The 15,700-nt window shown below is 72.8% G+C and carries 18 protein-coding genes; 3 read left to right on the forward strand and 15 right to left on the reverse strand.

Features of this window, described 5'->3' with window-relative positions; translation table 11 throughout:
* Window positions 1-3: 3 nt before the first annotated feature.
* The 13 genes from H9X71_RS14570 to H9X71_RS14630 form a co-directional block, all read right to left on the reverse strand.
* On the reverse strand, window positions 4-1,983 hold the full coding sequence (locus H9X71_RS14570) for a bifunctional copper resistance protein CopD/cytochrome c oxidase assembly protein (RefSeq protein ID WP_213003954.1): 1,980 nt from the start codon (window positions 1,981-1,983) through the stop codon (window positions 4-6).
* A gap of 133 nt (window positions 1,984-2,116) precedes the next feature.
* Complete coding sequence (locus H9X71_RS14575; RefSeq protein ID WP_012039622.1) at window positions 2,117-2,404, reverse strand: HU family DNA-binding protein; 288 nt, start codon at window positions 2,402-2,404, stop codon at window positions 2,117-2,119.
* Between the two features lie 131 nt (window positions 2,405-2,535).
* The gene (gene rpsN, locus H9X71_RS14580) at window positions 2,536-2,841 is read right to left on the reverse strand and encodes a 30S ribosomal protein S14 (protein WP_015491493.1); all 306 of its coding nucleotides are present in this window, start codon (window positions 2,839-2,841) and stop codon (window positions 2,536-2,538) included.
* A 2-nt stretch (window positions 2,842-2,843) separates the two neighbouring features.
* Window positions 2,844-3,011 (reverse strand): 50S ribosomal protein L33, encoded by a 168-nt coding sequence (gene rpmG / locus H9X71_RS14585; protein ID WP_011187086.1) that lies wholly within the window; start codon window positions 3,009-3,011, stop codon window positions 2,844-2,846.
* On the reverse strand, window positions 3,011-3,247 hold the full coding sequence (rpmB, locus tag H9X71_RS14590; protein WP_015491494.1) for a 50S ribosomal protein L28: 237 nt from the start codon (window positions 3,245-3,247) through the stop codon (window positions 3,011-3,013). The genes rpmG and rpmB overlap by 1 nt, the downstream gene beginning before the upstream one ends.
* A gap of 177 nt (window positions 3,248-3,424) precedes the next feature.
* Window positions 3,425-3,871, reverse strand: a complete 447-nt coding sequence (locus H9X71_RS14595; protein ID WP_191147718.1) for a Fur family transcriptional regulator — start codon at window positions 3,869-3,871, stop codon at window positions 3,425-3,427.
* Window positions 3,868-4,794 (reverse strand): metal ABC transporter permease, encoded by a 927-nt coding sequence (locus H9X71_RS14600; protein WP_191147719.1) that lies wholly within the window; start codon window positions 4,792-4,794, stop codon window positions 3,868-3,870. The genes H9X71_RS14595 and H9X71_RS14600 overlap by 4 nt, the downstream gene beginning before the upstream one ends.
* The gene (locus H9X71_RS14605) at window positions 4,791-5,669 is read right to left on the reverse strand and encodes a metal ABC transporter ATP-binding protein (RefSeq protein WP_191147720.1); all 879 of its coding nucleotides are present in this window, start codon (window positions 5,667-5,669) and stop codon (window positions 4,791-4,793) included. Before H9X71_RS14605 ends, H9X71_RS14600 begins: the two co-directional genes overlap by 4 nt.
* Window positions 5,666-6,613: a metal ABC transporter substrate-binding protein gene (locus tag H9X71_RS14610; protein WP_191147721.1), complete on the reverse strand. Its 948-nt coding sequence runs from the start codon at window positions 6,611-6,613 to the stop codon at window positions 5,666-5,668. Before H9X71_RS14610 ends, H9X71_RS14605 begins: the two co-directional genes overlap by 4 nt.
* Before the next feature lie 69 nt (window positions 6,614-6,682).
* Window positions 6,683-8,086: a dihydrolipoamide acetyltransferase family protein gene (locus tag H9X71_RS14615; protein ID WP_191147722.1), complete on the reverse strand. Its 1,404-nt coding sequence runs from the start codon at window positions 8,084-8,086 to the stop codon at window positions 6,683-6,685.
* Between the two features lie 42 nt (window positions 8,087-8,128).
* Window positions 8,129-9,094 carry an alpha-ketoacid dehydrogenase subunit beta gene (locus tag H9X71_RS14620; protein WP_191149215.1) on the reverse strand — a complete coding sequence of 322 codons (966 nt, stop codon included), beginning with the start codon at window positions 9,092-9,094 and terminating at the stop codon, window positions 8,129-8,131.
* Between the two features lie 71 nt (window positions 9,095-9,165).
* Window positions 9,166-10,278 (reverse strand): thiamine pyrophosphate-dependent dehydrogenase E1 component subunit alpha, encoded by a 1,113-nt coding sequence (locus H9X71_RS14625; RefSeq protein ID WP_191147723.1) that lies wholly within the window; start codon window positions 10,276-10,278, stop codon window positions 9,166-9,168.
* A 9-nt stretch (window positions 10,279-10,287) separates the two neighbouring features.
* A complete protein-coding gene (locus H9X71_RS14630) occupies window positions 10,288-11,409 on the reverse strand; it encodes a pyridoxal phosphate-dependent aminotransferase (RefSeq protein ID WP_191147724.1) in 1,122 nt (373 codons plus the stop codon).
* A gap of 70 nt (window positions 11,410-11,479) precedes the next feature.
* Here H9X71_RS14630 and H9X71_RS14635 point away from each other — a divergent pair, with 70 nt between their 5' ends.
* Window positions 11,480-11,875 (forward strand): phage holin family protein, encoded by a 396-nt coding sequence (locus tag H9X71_RS14635; RefSeq protein WP_191147725.1) that lies wholly within the window; start codon window positions 11,480-11,482, stop codon window positions 11,873-11,875.
* A 40-nt stretch (window positions 11,876-11,915) separates the two neighbouring features.
* On the opposite strand, the gene H9X71_RS14640 is transcribed toward H9X71_RS14635, so the two are convergent.
* Window positions 11,916-13,265: a hypothetical protein gene (locus H9X71_RS14640; RefSeq protein WP_191147726.1), complete on the reverse strand. Its 1,350-nt coding sequence runs from the start codon at window positions 13,263-13,265 to the stop codon at window positions 11,916-11,918.
* A complete protein-coding gene (locus H9X71_RS14645; RefSeq protein WP_244961665.1) occupies window positions 13,262-13,600 on the reverse strand; it encodes a hypothetical protein in 339 nt (112 codons plus the stop codon). Before H9X71_RS14645 ends, H9X71_RS14640 begins: the two co-directional genes overlap by 4 nt.
* Window positions 13,601-13,739: 139 nt before the next feature.
* Here H9X71_RS14645 and H9X71_RS14650 point away from each other — a divergent pair, with 139 nt between their 5' ends.
* Both H9X71_RS14650 and purB read left to right on the forward strand, forming a co-directional pair.
* On the forward strand, window positions 13,740-14,267 hold the full coding sequence (locus H9X71_RS14650; protein WP_191147727.1) for a low molecular weight protein-tyrosine-phosphatase: 528 nt from the start codon (window positions 13,740-13,742) through the stop codon (window positions 14,265-14,267).
* Window positions 14,268-14,279: 12 nt separating this feature from the next.
* Window positions 14,280-15,662 carry an adenylosuccinate lyase gene (purB, locus tag H9X71_RS14655; protein ID WP_191147728.1) on the forward strand — a complete coding sequence of 461 codons (1,383 nt, stop codon included), beginning with the start codon at window positions 14,280-14,282 and terminating at the stop codon, window positions 15,660-15,662.
* Window positions 15,663-15,700 lie beyond the last annotated feature (38 nt).

Here is a 15,700-nt window from a genome sequence, read left to right on the forward strand (position 1 = left end):
GGCTCAGCGCCGCTCCGCCGCCTGCAGCGCCTCGAGGTTGCGGTTGTAGGCCTCGAGCTCGGCGTCGCCGTCGCGGTCCGCCTTGCGGTCGTACCGGACGGAGTCCCGCTTGTCGCTCTTGCTCCACATGATGGCCGTGACGATCGCGAGGACCACCGTGGGGATCTCGCCGATGCTCCACGCGATGCCGCCGCCCGCCTGCTGGTCGGCCAGCGCCGACTCGCCCCACGGCCGCCCCATGGCGCCGAACCAGTCCGCGAGCAGCAGCCCGGTCCCCGTCATGAGCGACAGCCCGAAGAACGCGTGGAACGCCATGGTGGCGAGGAGCAGCAGCAGGCGCATCGGGTAGGCCAGGCGCACGGGCATCGGGTCGACGCCGATGAGGTTCTGCGTGAAGAGGTACCCGACGATGAGGAAGTGCACGATCATCCACTGGTGCCCGATGTGGTCGGTCGTGGCCCAGCTGAACAGCGGCGAGTAGTAGAAGACGAGGAGCGACCCGGCGAAGAGCACGGCCGCCACGATGGGGTGGCCGACGAAGCCGGCGAACTTGGAGTGGACGGCCATGAGGATCCACTCGCGGCCGCCGCGGCTGCCGTCCTGGCGCTTGCGGATGGCGCGCATCGCGAGCGTCACGGGCGCACCCGGCACGAGCAGCAGCGGGATGACCATGGCCAGCACCATGTGCGCCAGCATGTGCGAGCTGAAGAGGTACTTCTGGTAGACGTTCACGCCGCCGTTGGTGATGTAGAAGAGGCCGATCATGCCCGCGACCCAGAGGATCGAGCGGTGCACGGGCCAGGCGTCGCCGCGCTTCCGGAGGCGGCGCACGCCGGCCAGGTAGAAGAAGACGCCGAAGGCGCACAGCAGGACCCAGAGCAGGTCGAAGTTCCACTCGGTGAGGTAGCGCATGGGCGTGAGCTCGGGCGGCAGGGGCTCGCCGGTGAGGATCTGCGCGGGCGTCGGATCCGGCAGCTGCGTCGCCACGACCTGGCTCACCGGCGGCGCGGTGCGGGCGAGGGCCGCGGCCACGCCGGACGCGACGCCCATGAACGCGAGCTCCGCGGTCACGAGCCACCAGAAGGGCCCGCGGGCCGTGGATCCCCGCTCCTCCAGGCGCCCGATGAGCACCCGGCGGTACGCGGCGCCGAACAGCCCGAGCGCGAGCAGGGCCGCGACCTTCACGAGCACCAGCAGGCCGTACGGGGTGAGCAGCCGGTCGAGCGAGCCGACGCGGATCTCCGCGCTCACGTACCCGGACGCCGCGACGACCACGAAGCACACGAGCGCCACGGCCGAGTAGCGGCGGAGGACGGGCACGAGCCGGTCGCCGTCGAGCTTCGAGCGCAGCAGCACCATCGTGAGCAGGCCGCCGAGCCACACGGCCGCGAACACGAGGTGCAGGCCGAGCGCGTTGACGGCGGCGTCGTGCCCCTCGGTGCCGCCCGCGTGCCCCTGCTGGGCCATGGGGACGAGCCCGCCGACGGCGAGGACGAGCACGAACGCGATGGCCGTGTGGTTCCGCACCGCGAAGCACAGCACCGTGACGGTCGCGGCGATGAGCGTGGTCGCGAGCCACGCCTGGCCGACGGAGATCTGCGTGAGCACCAGGCCGAGGCTCGTGCCGAACTCGGGGCTGAGGGAGAACGGCGTGCCCGAGACGCTGAGGAAGGTGAAGAAGGCGGTGATCGCCGAGGCGACCGTCCAGAGGGCTGCGCCCGCGGCGGCGATGTCGAGCGCCCGTCCGTACTCGGCGCGCTTCCGGGACAGCGCGAAGGCCGCGAGCAGCAGCGCGCCGATGGCCGTGGCCGCCGTGATGTTCACCATCATCTTCGCGGCGGGCAGTCCGTAGCGGACCACCGGGCCGGCGTCCTCGAGGAGCTGCGGGGCGGCGCCTCCGCCGATGGCGAGCGCGGCCAGCAGGGAGAGGAACGCGACGATGAGGAGGGCGGCGGGCCCCGCGACGCGGAGGAGTCTGGGCATGAGGGATCCAGCGTAACTCGCGCCTGCTGACGGGCGGCTGGCCGCCTCGGCCCGCAGGAGGCGGAGCCCGGGGACGCGACAGCGGGGGCGCCGACCGGAGTCGGCGCCCCCGCTGGGCGTGAGGTGAGGAGGACTACTTGACGGCGGCCTTGAGCTTGCTGCCGGCGGAGACCTTGACGCCCTTGGACGCCTTGATCTCGAGGGGCTCGCCCGTCTGCGGGTTGCGGCCCGTGCGCGCGGCGCGAGCCGTCTGCTCGAACGCGACCCAGCCCGGGATCGTGACCTTGACGCCGTCGGCGACGTTGGTCGCGACGGTGGAGAAGAGAGCGTCGAGGACGCCGTTGACGGCGGCCTGGCTCTGTCCCGACTCCGCGGCGACGGCGGCAACGAGCTCGGTGCGGTTGAGTGACTTGTCAGCCATGGGTGTCCTCCTCGGACCTGGTGCCGTTCTTCTCGAGCGGCCGTGTGGTGGATGGGTTCTGTCTACGTCAGCTGACCGCGCGACCCGACGGGGCCATCAGCGGTCCGTACGGCCGTGCGGCCGCTTGGAACCTACCAGCTCGACTTCGTGATGCCCGGAAGCTCGCCGCGGTGGGCCATGTCCCGGAAGCGGACGCGGGAGATGCCGAACTTCGACAGGTTGCCGCGGGGGCGACCGTCGATGCCGTCGCGCTGGCGGACGCGGACGGGCGAGGCGTCGCGCGGGAGGCGCTGGATGCCGGCGCGGGCCGCCTCGCGGCTCTCGTCGGTGCCGTTCGGGTCCACGAGGGCCTTCTTCAGCTCGAGGCGCTTCGCGGCGTACCGCTCGACGATGACCTTGCGCTGCTCGTTGCGGGCGATCTTGCTCTTCTTGGCCATGGTTAGCGCTCCTCGCGGAAGTCGACGTGCTTGCGGACGACCGGGTCGTACTTCTTCAGCACGAGGCGGTCGGGGTTGTTGCGGCGGTTCTTGCGGGTCACGTACGTGTACCCGGTGCCAGCCGTCGAGCGGAGCTTGATGATCGGACGGACGTCCTGCTGCTTGGCCATCAGATCTTCACCCCACGACCGAGGAGGTCCTTGACGACGGACTCGATGCCGCGGGCGTCGATGACCTTGATGCCCTTCGCGGAGAGCGTGAGCTTGACGTTGCGACGCAGCGAGGGGACGTAGTACGTCTTCTTCTGCACGTTCGGGTCGAAGCGGCGCTTGGTGCGCCGGTGCGAGTGCGAGATGTTGTGTCCGAAGCCGGGGACGGCGCCGGTCACCTGGCAGGTTGCTGCCATGGTTTCCTCCGTAGGTACCGTAGGGCGAGACCGCCCTACCCAAGATTTCTTGTCGGCACGCCGGGACCCCGGATCTCGGTGAGGAGGGGGATCGGCGCACATGCGAGCGGATGAGCCGCTCGGCCAAGGATCGAGGCTACGCGACGACACGCCCGGACGCAAGCCGGGAGCCCGGGATCATGCGGATGCGGGGGCCTCGGCGGCGGTCGCGGAGGCGTCGGCGGACGCCGCGTCGGCCGCCCGGCGCGTGCACTCCGCGCAGAGTCCGAAGACGTCGACCACGTGGGTCGGCGCGGTGAAGCCGTTGCGCGCGGCCACGTCGTGCGCCCACGACTCGACCTCGTCGGCCGCGATCTCCACCGTCTTGCCGCAGACACGGCAGATGAGGTGGTGGTGGTGGCCGCCCGTGTCGCAGGTGCGGTAGAGCGCCTCGCCGTCGGGCGACTGCAGCGAGTCGGCGTCGCCCTCCGCGGCGAGGTCGCCGAGCGCGCGGTACACGGTGGCCAGGCCGATCGGGGATCCCGCGTCGTGCAGGCGCGCGTGCAGCCGCTGGGCGCTCACGAACTCGGTGGAGGCGTCGAGCGCCTGGCGCACGGCCTCCCGCTGCCACGTGTTCCGCTTCATGCCCGTCCCCTCCCGGCGGGCGATCCTCCCCGCCCCGCCAGGGTACGCGTCCCACCCGACGTGCCGGTGCGCGCCCGGAGGGCGTCGATGCCGCGGCAGACCAGGTAGATCGTGAACGAGATGGTGGTGACGTACGGGCTGATCGGGATGCTGCTGCCGAGCGCCAGCATGATCCCGCCGACGATGCTCGTGAGCGCGAACAGCACGGAGAGCGCGACGACCACGCGCGGCGTCGACGAGACGCGCATGGCGGCGGCCGCCGGCGTCACGAGGAGCGAGAGCACGAGCAGCGCGCCGACGATCTGGATGGAGACCGCGGTGCCGAGCCCGAGCAGGACCATGAAGACGATGGAGAGCAGGCGCACCGGGATCCCGCGCGCGGCCGCGACGTCCGGGTCGACGCTCGCGAACATGAGCGGCCGCCAGACGATCGCGAGGCCCACGATGACGACGGCGCTGATCGCGACGAGGTAGCCGAGCTGCGGGTTGTCGACCGCGACGATCTGGCCGGTGAGCAACCCGAACTTGTTGCTGGCGCGGCCGTCGTAGAGGGCGAGGAAGAGGATGCCGAGGCCCAGGCCGAACGGCATGAGCACGGCGATGATCGAGTTGCGGTCCTTGGCCCGGGTGCCGAGGACGCCGATGGCGACGGCCGCGATGAGCGAGCCCACCAGCGATCCGCCGACGACGTTGACGCCGAGCAGCAGCGCCGCCGCCGCGCCCGCGAACGAGAGCTCGCTCACGCCGTGCACCGCGAACGCGAGGTCGCGCGTCATCACGAACACGCCGATGAGGCCGCCCACGACGCCGAGCACGGCGCCCGCGATGATGCTGTTCCGCAGGAGCGCGACGAGCGCGCCGTAGTCCGAGAAGTCGAACAGGCGCGACCAGAGGTCGCCCAGGTCGACGAGCAGGTGGATCACGCGGCCCTCCCGTCGGATGCGGCGTCGGCGCCGTGCAGGCCGTGCGGACCGTGGTCGCCGTGCTCGTCGTGCTGGTCGTCGTCGTGCGAGTGGTGGTCGTGCGGGTCGTCGGTCGCGCCCACCACGACGATGCGGCCCCGCACGCGCACCACGTCCACCGGGGTGCCGTAGAGCGAGCTCAGCACCTCGGAGTCGAGGACCTCGTCGGGCGTGCCGATGCGGAACCGGCCACCCACGAGGTAGAGGACGCGGTCGACCATGTCGAGGACGGGGTTGATGTCGTGGGTCACGAAGACGACGGCGGCATCGGTCTCGCGCCGGTGCCGGTCGATGAGCTCGCTCACCACGCGCTGGTGGGCGAGGTCGAGGCTGAGCAGGGGCTCATCGCAGAGCAGCAGCCGCGGATCCGACGCCAGGGCCTGGGCCACCCGCAGCCGCTGCTGCTCGCCGCCCGAGAGCGCGGCGATGGGCGCGTCCGCGTAGGCCGTGGCACCGACGGCCTCGAGCAGCTCGTCGACGCGGGCCCGTTCGGCGCGCCTGCTGAGGGGCAGGCCCCACCGGTGGCCCGTGACGCCGAAGCCCACGAGGTCGCGGGCGCGCACGGGCGTGGACGCGGTGATGAGCTTCTGCTGCGGGATGTAGCCGATGCGCCGCGCACCGCGGCGCACCGGCTCGTCGAGGAAGCGCATCTCCCCCGACGTGAGGCGCTGGGCGCCGAGGACGGACTTGAGGAAGCTGGTCTTGCCGGATCCGTTCGGGCCGAGCACGGCGACGAACTCGCCGGGCGCCACGTCGAGGTCGAGTCCGCTCCAGAGGGTGCGCGCGCCGAACGACAGCGTCGCGTCCCGGAGGTTCAGGACGGGTGCGCCGGTCACGATCCCCGGATCGCGGAGGCCACGGCGGCGACGTTCTCGGTCATCCACTCAACGTACCCGCTGCCCGCGGGCAGGTCGGCGGGCAGCGTCTCCGTGACGGGGACCACCGGGACGCCCGCGGCCTTCGCCGCGGCGACGACCTGGTCGGTCGTGGTGCCCGTGGTCTGGGCGTTGTAGACGAGCGCGGCGACCTGCTTCTCCGAGAACAGCGCGAGGGTCTCGGCGAGCACGTCGGCGGGCACGTCGGTGCCCTCCTCGATGGCCTCGCTGAACTCGTCCGGCGTGCGGTTCTCGAGGCCCATGGCGCTCGTGAGGTACAGCGGGACGGGCTCGGTGATCGCGACGCCCTTGCCGGTGCCCGCCGCCTTCGCGTCGGCCTCGGCGGACGCGATGCCGTCGAGCTTCTCGCTGAACGCCTTCTCGTTGGCCTCGAACGTCGAGGCGCCCGCCTGGTCGGCCTTCGAGAACGCCTCCGCGATGCCCGCGGCGAGCTTCTTCATCGTGGGCACGTCGTACCACATGTGCTCGTTGAACTCGCCCTCGGCGGGCTCCTGGTCGTAGCCCGAGATGTCGGAGGCGTTGAGGAGGACGTGGCTCCCGGCGTCCGGCAGGGCGTCGACCATCGTGTCGATGAAGTCGTCGTAGCCGCCGCCGTTCTGGATCACGACGTCCGCCGTGGAGAGCGCCAGCTGGTCGCGCGACGTGGCCTGGTACTCGTGCGGGTCCTTGTCCGGGCTGTCGATGATCGACGTCACCTTCACGTCGTCGCCGCCGATCTGCTTCGCGATGTCGCCGTAGACGTCGGTGGACGCGACGACCTCGAGCGTGCCGTCGGCGGACACCGAGGCGCCGTCGGACGGGGCGGCGGATCCGGAGGCGCAGCCCGCGAGGGGGACGGCGAGCAGCGAGACGGCGAGCAGGGCGGTGAGGGGGCGACGGTTCATGGATCCGACGATACGGTATTGAGAACCGCTCTCATGACCAATGGCGCCCGGCTGTGCAGTCCCGCCCGGTCACTCCAGGAGCAGCGCCGGCTCCTCGATGATGCTCGCCACGTCCGCCAGGAAGCGGCTGGCCACGTCGCCGTCGACGACCCGGTGGTCGAAGCTCGCGCCGATGGTGGTGACGAAGCGCGGGCGCACCTCGCCGTCGACGACCCAGGGCTTCTGCTTGATGGTGCCGAGCGCGACGATGGCGACCTCGCCCGGGTTGAGGATCGGCGTGCCGGTGTCCATCCCGAAGACGCCGATGTTGGTGAGCGTGATGGTGCCCTGGCTCATGTCGGCCGGGCTCGTCTTCCCGTCGCGGGCCGTGAGCGTCAGCTGCTCGAGGGACCGGGCGAGCTCGAGGAGCGACATCGCCTGCGACTCCTTGACGTTCGGCACGACGAGCCCGCGCGGCGTCGCGGCGGCGACCCCGAGGTTCACGTAGTGGCGGACGATGATCTCCTGGTCGGTCCAGGAGGAGTTGACCGTCGGGTTCCGGCGCACGGCCCAGATCATCGCCTTCGCCATGATGAGCAGCGGCGAGACCTTGACGCCCGCGAAGTCGGTGGAGGCCTTGAGGCGCTTCACGAACTCCATCGTGCGGGTCGCGTCGACGTCGACGAAGAGGCTCACGTGCGGCGCCTGGAACGCGCTCTGCACCATGGCCGCGGCGATGACCTTGCGGACGCCCTTGACGGGGATCCGGTCCTCCCGTGCGTCCGGCCACTCGGGCGTCTCGATGTTCTTGAACACGCTCGCCTGCTGGGCCGTGCGGATGACGTCCTCGCGGGTGATCTCGCCGACGAGGCCGGTGGCCTCCACCTCGGCCAGGTCGACCTCGAGGTCCTTGGCGAGCTTGCGGATGGGCGGCTTCGCGATGATCGGCGCGGCGGAGGCGGCGGGGACGGACGCGGGACGCGGGGCGCGCGCGGCGGGGGCGCCGACCGGTGCGCCGGGGCGGGCGGCCGGGCGCGCGGGGGCGGCGTCGCCCTGCTCGGCGCGGCGACGCCGGCTCGCGACCTTGCCGACGGTGCCGTAGCCGACGAGCACGGCACCCGAGGTCTCCTCCGCGGCCGGAGCCGGCGTCACGACGGGCTCGCGGCCCTCGATGGCGGTGTCGTCCTCGATCACGGTCTCGCCGGGGAGCGCCATCTGCGCGGGCGTCTCGGCCGGGCCGGAGACGCCGGGCGAGCCCTGCGCGATGGCGATGATGGGCGTGCCGACCTCGACCGTCTGGCCCTCCTGCACGAGGAGCCCCGAGACGGTGCCCTCGAACGGGCTCGGCAGCTCCACGAGCGACTTCGCGGTCTCGATCTCGACGATCACCTGGTTCAGGGCGACCTGGTCGCCCGGCTGCACGCGCCACGAGACGATCTCGGCGTCGATGAGGCCCTCGCCCACGTCGGGCAGGGTGAACTCGGAATCAGCCATCGTGCGGTCCTCTTCTCCGTGCCGCGGGGGCGGCGGGGCGTCTTAGTAGGCGAGCGAGCGGTCGACGGCCTCGAGGATGCGGTCGGCATCCGGGAGGTACAGCGTCTCGAGCTTCGCGGGCGGGAACGGGGCGTCGAAGCCGGAGACGCGGATCACCGGGGCCTCCAGCGAGTAGAACGCGCGCTCGGTGACCGTCGCGGCGATCTCGGAGCCGACGGACACGTGGCCCGGCGCCTCCTGCGCGACGACGAGGCGGCCGGTGCGCTGCACCGACTCGAGGATCGGGCCGTAGTCGACGGGCGACAGCGAGCGCAGGTCGACGACCTCGACGCTCGTGCCCTCCGCGGCGGCGAGCTCGGCGGCCTGCAGCAGCATGGAGACCATCGCGCCGTGCCCGACGAGCGTGACGTCGGTGCCGGAGCGGACGACGCGGCTCTCGTGCAGGCCGATGCCGGGCGCGGAGAGGTCCACCTCGCCCTTCGGCCGGTAGCGGGCCTTGGGCTCGAAGAACATGACCGGGTCGTCCGACCGGATGGCCTCTTGGATCATCCAGTAGGCGTCGTGCGGGGTGCTCGGGCTCACGACGCGGAGGCCGGGGGTGTGCGCGAAGTACGCCTCCGGGCTCTCCTGGTGGTGCTCGATGGCGCCGATGTGGCCGCCGTAGGGCACGCGGATCACGACGGGCATGCGCACGGCGCCCTCGTGCCGGTTGGTGATCTTGGCGAGCTGGCTCGTGATCTGGTCGAACGCCGGGTAGATGAAGCCGTCGAACTGGATCTCGCACACCGGCCGGTAGCCGCGCATGGCGAGGCCGATGGCGGTGCCGACGATGCCGGACTCGGCGAGCGGGGTGTCGATGACCCGGCGCGCGCCAAAGTCGCGCTGCAGGTGCTCGGTGATGCGGAAGACGCCGCCGAGCGGGCCGATGTCCTCGCCCATGAGCAGGACCTTGTCGTCCTCCTCGAGCGCGCGGCGGAGGCCGGCGTTGAGGGCCTTCGCCATGGGCATGCTCTCGATGCCGGCGGGGGCGCCGTCCGCGGCGCCGGTCCCGGCGGCCTCGGCGCGGTCGATGGTGTCGGTCATCGGGTCCCTCCCAGCGAGGCCTCGTAGCGCTCGAGCCACTCGCGCTGCTCCGCCGTGACGGGGTGCGGATCCGAGTAGACGTGGTCGAAGATGCCGGACAGCGGCGGGCCGGTCAGCTCGATGGTGCGGCGGCGGACGTCGGCGGCGAGGTCCTTGGCCTCCTCGTCGATGCCGTCGAACAGCGACTGCGGCGCGCCCTGGGCGCGCAGGTACGCCTCGAGGCGCGCGATGGGGTCCTTCGCGACCCAGCCCTGCAGCTCGTCGTCGGTGCGGTACTTCGTGGGATCGTCGCTCGAGGTGTGCGCGCCGACGCGGTAGGTGAGGGCCTCGATGAAGGAGGGGCCGCCGCCGTTGCGCGCGTCGTCGAGGTGCTTGGCCGTGACGGCGTAGCTCGCGAACACGTCGTTGCCGTCGACCTGCGTGCTCGGCACGCCGAACCCGCGGGAGCGGAGGTAGAGGGGCGTGCGCGACTGCGTGGAGACGGGGACCGAGATCGCCCAGTGGTTGTTCTGGAGGAAGAAGACCTGCGGGGTCTGGAAGCTCGCGGCGAAGACGAACGCCTCGCTCACGTCGCCCTGGCTGGTGGCGCCGTCGCCGTAGTAGGCGATGACGGCCGTGTCGCGGTCGGGGTCGCCCGTGGCGACGTCGCCGTCGAAGGCCACGCCCATCGCGTAGCCCGTGGCGTGCAGCGCCTGCGAGCCGATGACCAGCGTGTAGAGGTGGAAGTTGCCCGCGGCCGGGTCCCAGCCGCCGTGGGTGACGCCGCGCATCAGGCGCACGATGTCGACGGGGTCGATGCCGCGGATCAGCGCGACGCCGTGCTCGCGGTAGGCGGGGAACACGTGGTCCTGCGGGCGCGTGGCCCGACCGGATCCGACCTGCGCCGCCTCCTGGCCCGTGCTCGGCGCCCAGAGGCCGAGGTGGCCCTGGCGCTGGAGGTTCGTGGCCTCGAGGTCGAACGCCCGCGTGAGGCGCATGTCGCGGAGGAAGCCGCGATGGTCGTCCTCCGTGAGTCGCTCGAAGTACGGGAGGAACTCCTCGGCGGAGTCGCTCGGTGCGAGCTCGCCCGCGGGGGTCAGGAGCTGGACCGTCACATCGCTTTCCGGCATCGTCCCAACCTACCGGCGCGCCGGGTGGCCCTCCGGCAGCCCCCGGACAATCTCCGCCGACGCGTTCAGTAGCTTCCGGACAGAGGCGGGCTCGCCGACGGTGACGCGGATCCCCTCGGACCCGAAGGCGCGCACCACGAGCCCGGCGGCGGCCAGCTGCGCCTCGACCTCGGCGGTCTCGGCGCCCGTGGCCAGCCAGACGAAGTTGCCGTGCGGGCGCGGGACCTCCCAGCCCTGCTCGGTGAGCGCGCGCCAGGCCTCGTCGCGGTCCCGGGCGAGCACGGCGACGCGCTCCAGGAGCTCGTCCTCGTGCTCGAGCGACGCGAGCGCCGCGTGCTGCGCGTGGCCCGTGACGGACAGCGGGATGGCGGCCGACCGGGCGGCGTCGAGGATCCGCGGGTGCCCGACGGCGTAGCCGATGCGGAGACCGGCCAGCCCGTAGGCCTTGGAGAACGTGCGGAGGACGACGAGGTTCGGGTGGCGGTCGAGCAGGCGCATGCCGTCGAGGGCATGCTCCGGGGCCACGAACTCGCCGTACGCCTCGTCGAGGAGCACGAGCACGTCGCGGGGGACGGCGGCGAGCAGGCGCTCGAGGTCCTCCTCCGTCACCAGCGTGCCCGTGGGGTTGTTCGGTGTGCAGACGATGACGACGCGCGTGCGGTCGGTGAGGGCCGCGATCATGCCGTCGACGTCGTGCGAGTGGTCGGGGAGGTTCGGGATCGGCACGCCCGTGGCGCCGGCGACGGTGATGAGCGTCGGGTACGCCTCGAAGGAACGCCAGGCGTGCACGACCTCGTCGCCCGGGCCCGCGGCCGCGGTGATGAGCTGGGAGAGGATCGCCACGGATCCGGCCCCGGCGTGCACGTGGTCGACCGTGACGCCGAAGCGCTCGGCGAGCGCGGTGCGCAGCAGAGTGGCTCCCGCGTCGGGGTACCGGTTCACGTCGCGCACCTGGTCGATGCGCGCGAGCACCGACGGCAGCGGGTCGAAGGGGTTCTCGTTGCTGGAGAGCTTGAAGTCGTCCTCGCCGGCGGGCTTGCCCTGGCGGTAGGCGACCATGGAGGCGATGGCGGGACGGAGCCGGACGGGGGTGCCGGCGTCGGCGTCGAGGGGCGCGGGTTCGGGGGTCACCGGGCGATTCTAGGGGCGGGGGAACGCCGAGCCCGTGGTCTCGCGGGGTGCCGTCTGGGAGGATCGGCCCATGTCCCGATTCCTCGTCCGCGTCGTCGTCAACGCCGTCGCGCTCTGGCTCACCACCCTCATCGTCTCCGGCGCCGTCGTGACCGCCTACGAACCGGGCGACACCACGGCCACCGTGCTCACCTACCTGCTGCTCGGCGCGATCTTCGGCGTCGTGAACGGCGTGATCGGCACGGCCATCCGCATCGTGGCGTTCCCGCTCTACCTCCTCACGCTCGGGCTCATCGCGCTCGTCGTCAACGGCCTGCTCTTCCTCCTCGTGGGGGCGATCTCCGACGCGCTCGGCTTCGGCCTGACGGTCGACGGCTTCTGGTGGGGCGTGCTCGGCGCGCTGCTCATGGCGCTCTTCAGCTGGCTGGTGGGGCTCGTGCTCCGGCCCGTGACCTCGCGGGTCTGATCCGGGATCGCCTCCGCGGGCCGGCTCCCGGCCCGACCGCTCACCGTGCACGGTCCATGCCCCTCACCGGGGTGAGGGGCGCCCGCTCGGCCCGGTAGAGGTGGGTCCGGACCGGCGTCGCCCCGTCGAGGAAGCGGTGGAGCTCGTCGCGAGCCCGCACGAGGTGCGGCGAGCGCGACGCGTCCATCTCCTGGGCTGTCGCCCGGTACGCGTCGAGACCGTGCGCGTCCAGCGGCCCCGCCTGCGCCGCCGGGTCGTACGCGCGGGAGCGGACCACGACGTCGTCGCCGGCGTCGCCCTCCGACGAGCGGCTCCCGCCGAGGGCCGGGACGGGATCGTCGGTGTGCTCCACCGCCACGCCGTCGATGCCCTGCCGCAGGGGCAGCTGGCCCACCGGCGACCCGAACGTCAGCTCGTGGGTGACGTGGAACCCCGGGTCGTCGCCCACGGATCGCGCGAGGATGCCGCCCATCGAGTACCCGACGACGTACACCTCGTCGTCGGCGGTGGCCCCCGCCTCCCGGAGGGCGAGCTCCGCGGCGCGGACGGCCGACCCGCTCTCGGTCGCCAGGGCGGTCGCGGCGGACGACGGCCCGAACTCCTCCCGGCCGGTGCGGGGATCCAGGGTGAGCATGCCGCCGAGGTACGCCACGAAGCGGCGGCCGCCGTCGGGTGCGCGGTACTCCTCGACGCGCATCTGCGGCGACCCGGGGGCGGGATCCGGGACGCGGGCCGCGAGGTCGGCCAGCGTCGACGGCGCCGGGCGCAGGACGTCGCGGCGCTCGCGGACGGTCGCGGGGGCGTCCCGCAGGAGGCCGATCGCGCCCGTCACGGCGAGGAGCCCCGCCGTCGTCGCGCGCACGTCGGCCTCGCCCGCGGCGCGATCCGGCGCGAAGCGGGTGGCCGCGGCCGCCACGTCGGACACGGCGACCCGCACGGCCCCGGGGACCGCCAGCCGCGTCGGCCCGTCCGGGTGGAGCGCGAGCGCAGCCCCGAGGCCGAGGAGGCGGAGCACGTCGACCGAGGGCCGGACGGCGTCGCCGAGGAGGGCGGCCCACCCGGACGAGGCGGATGCCGTGGGATCGACGTCGGCGGCGGATCGCACGCAGCGGTCGACGTCGCGTTCCCCGTCCGCGTACTCGGCGGCCGCCCGGCGCAGCTCGCCGGCGAGGGCGCGCGCGTGGTCGGCGGCCGCGCCGAGGAGCTGACGCGGGAGGTCGAGGGAGGAATCGTGCTCGCCCGTGACCGTCGTCACGAGCGGCGGCGACGTCAGCTCGCGCGCGTGGTCGTCGAGGCGGGCGGCCGCGTCGTCGAGCCCGGCCGCGACGCGCATCAGCTCGTCCGTGGCGACGGCGGTGGCGCCCCCGAGCGTCACCGTGAGGTCCGTCACGAGCCCGCACCCGGGCAGGCCGACGCCGACCCCGCCGCCGCGGTCGCGTCGTGGAGCAGGGTGGCGGCGAGCGCGACCCGGCCCGCGAGGTCGTCGAGGGCGCGGAGGAACGCGTCGTGCGCGCGGCCGGACCACGACGGGTCGTCCCGGCAGGAGGAGAGGTCGCGCTGCGTCGCGGCGACCGCGTCCGCGAGGGTCCGGAGCGCGTGGGCGCGCGTGAGGGCCTCCGCGCGCAGCTGCCCCGGGGTGCCCCCGCCCGCCGCGTGCGCCGCCCCGTCGGCCGCCCCGTCCGACGCACCGCCGCCGCCCGCTCCCCCTGCCGATCCCCGCTGCATCCCGTGCCCTCCGTCGTCTCTCCTCGTCGGCCCGCATCCTGTCGCGGAGGACGGATGCGAGGGCCGCGGGTGGCGTGACGCGGGGACGCCGGCGCCGACGGGGGGTGTGGGGAGGGACCGCAGCCGACAGAATGAGCGCATGGGAGCCCCCGACTCTCCGGCCTCGACGGCGCCACCCGTCTTCCGGATCGCCTTCGTCTGCACCGGCAACATCTGCCGCTCGCCGATGGCGGAGGTCGTCTTCCGGGACCTGGTGCAGCGCGCCGGCCACGCGGACCGCGTCTCCGTGACGAGCGCCGGCACGGGCGACTGGCACGTGGGCGAGCAGGCCGACGCGCGCACGCTCGACGCCCTCGAGCGGATCGGGCTGTCGGGATCCGCCCATCGCGCCAAGCAGTTCGACCCGGACGCGCTGCAGGACCTCGACCTCGTGGTCGTCTTCGACCGCGGCCAGGAGCGCACGCTGCGCCAGTGGGCCCGGACCGAGGCGGACCGGGCGAAGATCCACCTGCTGCTGTCGTTCGATCCTCCACAGGCCCACCTGCGGGACGTCCCCGACCCCTACTACTCGGACGCCGCGAGGTTCGACGAGGTCCTTGAGATGATAGGTCGTGCCTCCCGGGCCCTCCTCGCGCAGGTGGAGCCCGGCATCCGTCCCCCCAGCTAGGAGATCGCCCGCATGAGCCCGTTGCCCCCGCAGGTGCTGAGCCCCCTCGACGGCCGCTACGCCCCCGTCGTCACCGAGCTCGGCGAGCACCTCTCGGAGGCGGGCCTCAACCGGGCGCGCGTCCACGTCGAGATCGAGTGGCTGATCCACCTCACCGACCGCTCGCTCCTCTCCTCCTCCCCGTTCACCGACGAGCAGAAGGCGGCGCTCCGCGAGGTCGTCACCGGCTTCGGGCAGGAGCAGATCGACGCGCTCGCCCGCGTCGAGGCCGTCACGCGGCACGACGTCAAGGCCGTCGAGTACTTCGTGCGCGACCGCCTCGAGGAGCTCGGCCTGGGCCGCGTCGCCGAGCTCACGCACTTCGCCTGCACCAGCGAGGACATCAACAACCTCTCCTACGCCCTCGTCATCGACCGCGCCGTGCGGGAGGTGTGGCTGCCGAAGCTCGTCGCCGTCATCGGCGCGCTCCGCGAGCGGGCCCTCCTCTTCCGCGACGACGCGATGCTGTCGCGCACGCACGGGCAGCCGGCCACCCCCACGACGCTCGGCAAGGAGCTCGCCGTGTTCGTGCACCGGCTCGAGCGCCTGCGGGCGGACGTGGAGGACGTCGAGGTGCTCGGCAAGTTCAGCGGCGCCACGGGCACCTTCGCGGCGCACCTGGCCGCGGACGCCGGCGTGGACTGGCCCGCCGAGTCGCGCGCGTTCGTCACTTCGCTGGGCCTGGTGTGGAACCCGCTCACCACGCAGATCGAGTCGCACGACTGGCAGGCCGAGCTCTACACGCGCATCGCGCACGTCAACCGGGTGCTGCACAACCTCTGCACCGACGTGTGGACCTACATCTCGATGGGCTACTTCCGGCAGATCCCGCAGGCGGGGGCGACCGGGTCGTCGACCATGCCGCACAAGATCAACCCCATCCGGTTCGAGAACGCCGAGGCCAACCTCGAGCTGTCGGACGCGCTGCTCGACTCGCTCGCGTCGACCCTCGTCACCTCACGGCTGCAGCGCGACCTCACCGACTCCACGACGCAGCGCAACGTCGGCGTCGCCCTCGGCCACTCGCTGCTGGCGCTCGACAACATCGGGCGCGGGCTGCTCGAGATCGATGTCGACCGGGCGCTGCTGGCGGCCGACCTCGACGCGAACTGGGAGGTCCTCGGCGAGGCCATCCAGACGGTCATCCGCGCGGAGATCGTGGCCGGACGCAGCTCCATCAGCGACCCGTACGCGGTGCTCAAGGAGCTCACGCGCGGCAAGCGCGTCGGCCGCGACGAGATGCGCGCGTTCGTCTCCGGGCTCGACATCGGCGACCAGGCGAAGGCGCGGCTGCTCGAGCTGACGCCGGCCGGCTACGCGGGACTCGCGTCGCAGCTGGTCGACCACATCCTCTGACCCGGGCGGTCGGGGTCCTCGCGGAGGCGGGGATCCCG

It is taken from the genome of Clavibacter zhangzhiyongii (genome assembly GCF_014775655.1).
Lineage (GTDB): Bacteria > Actinomycetota > Actinomycetes > Actinomycetales > Microbacteriaceae > Clavibacter > Clavibacter zhangzhiyongii.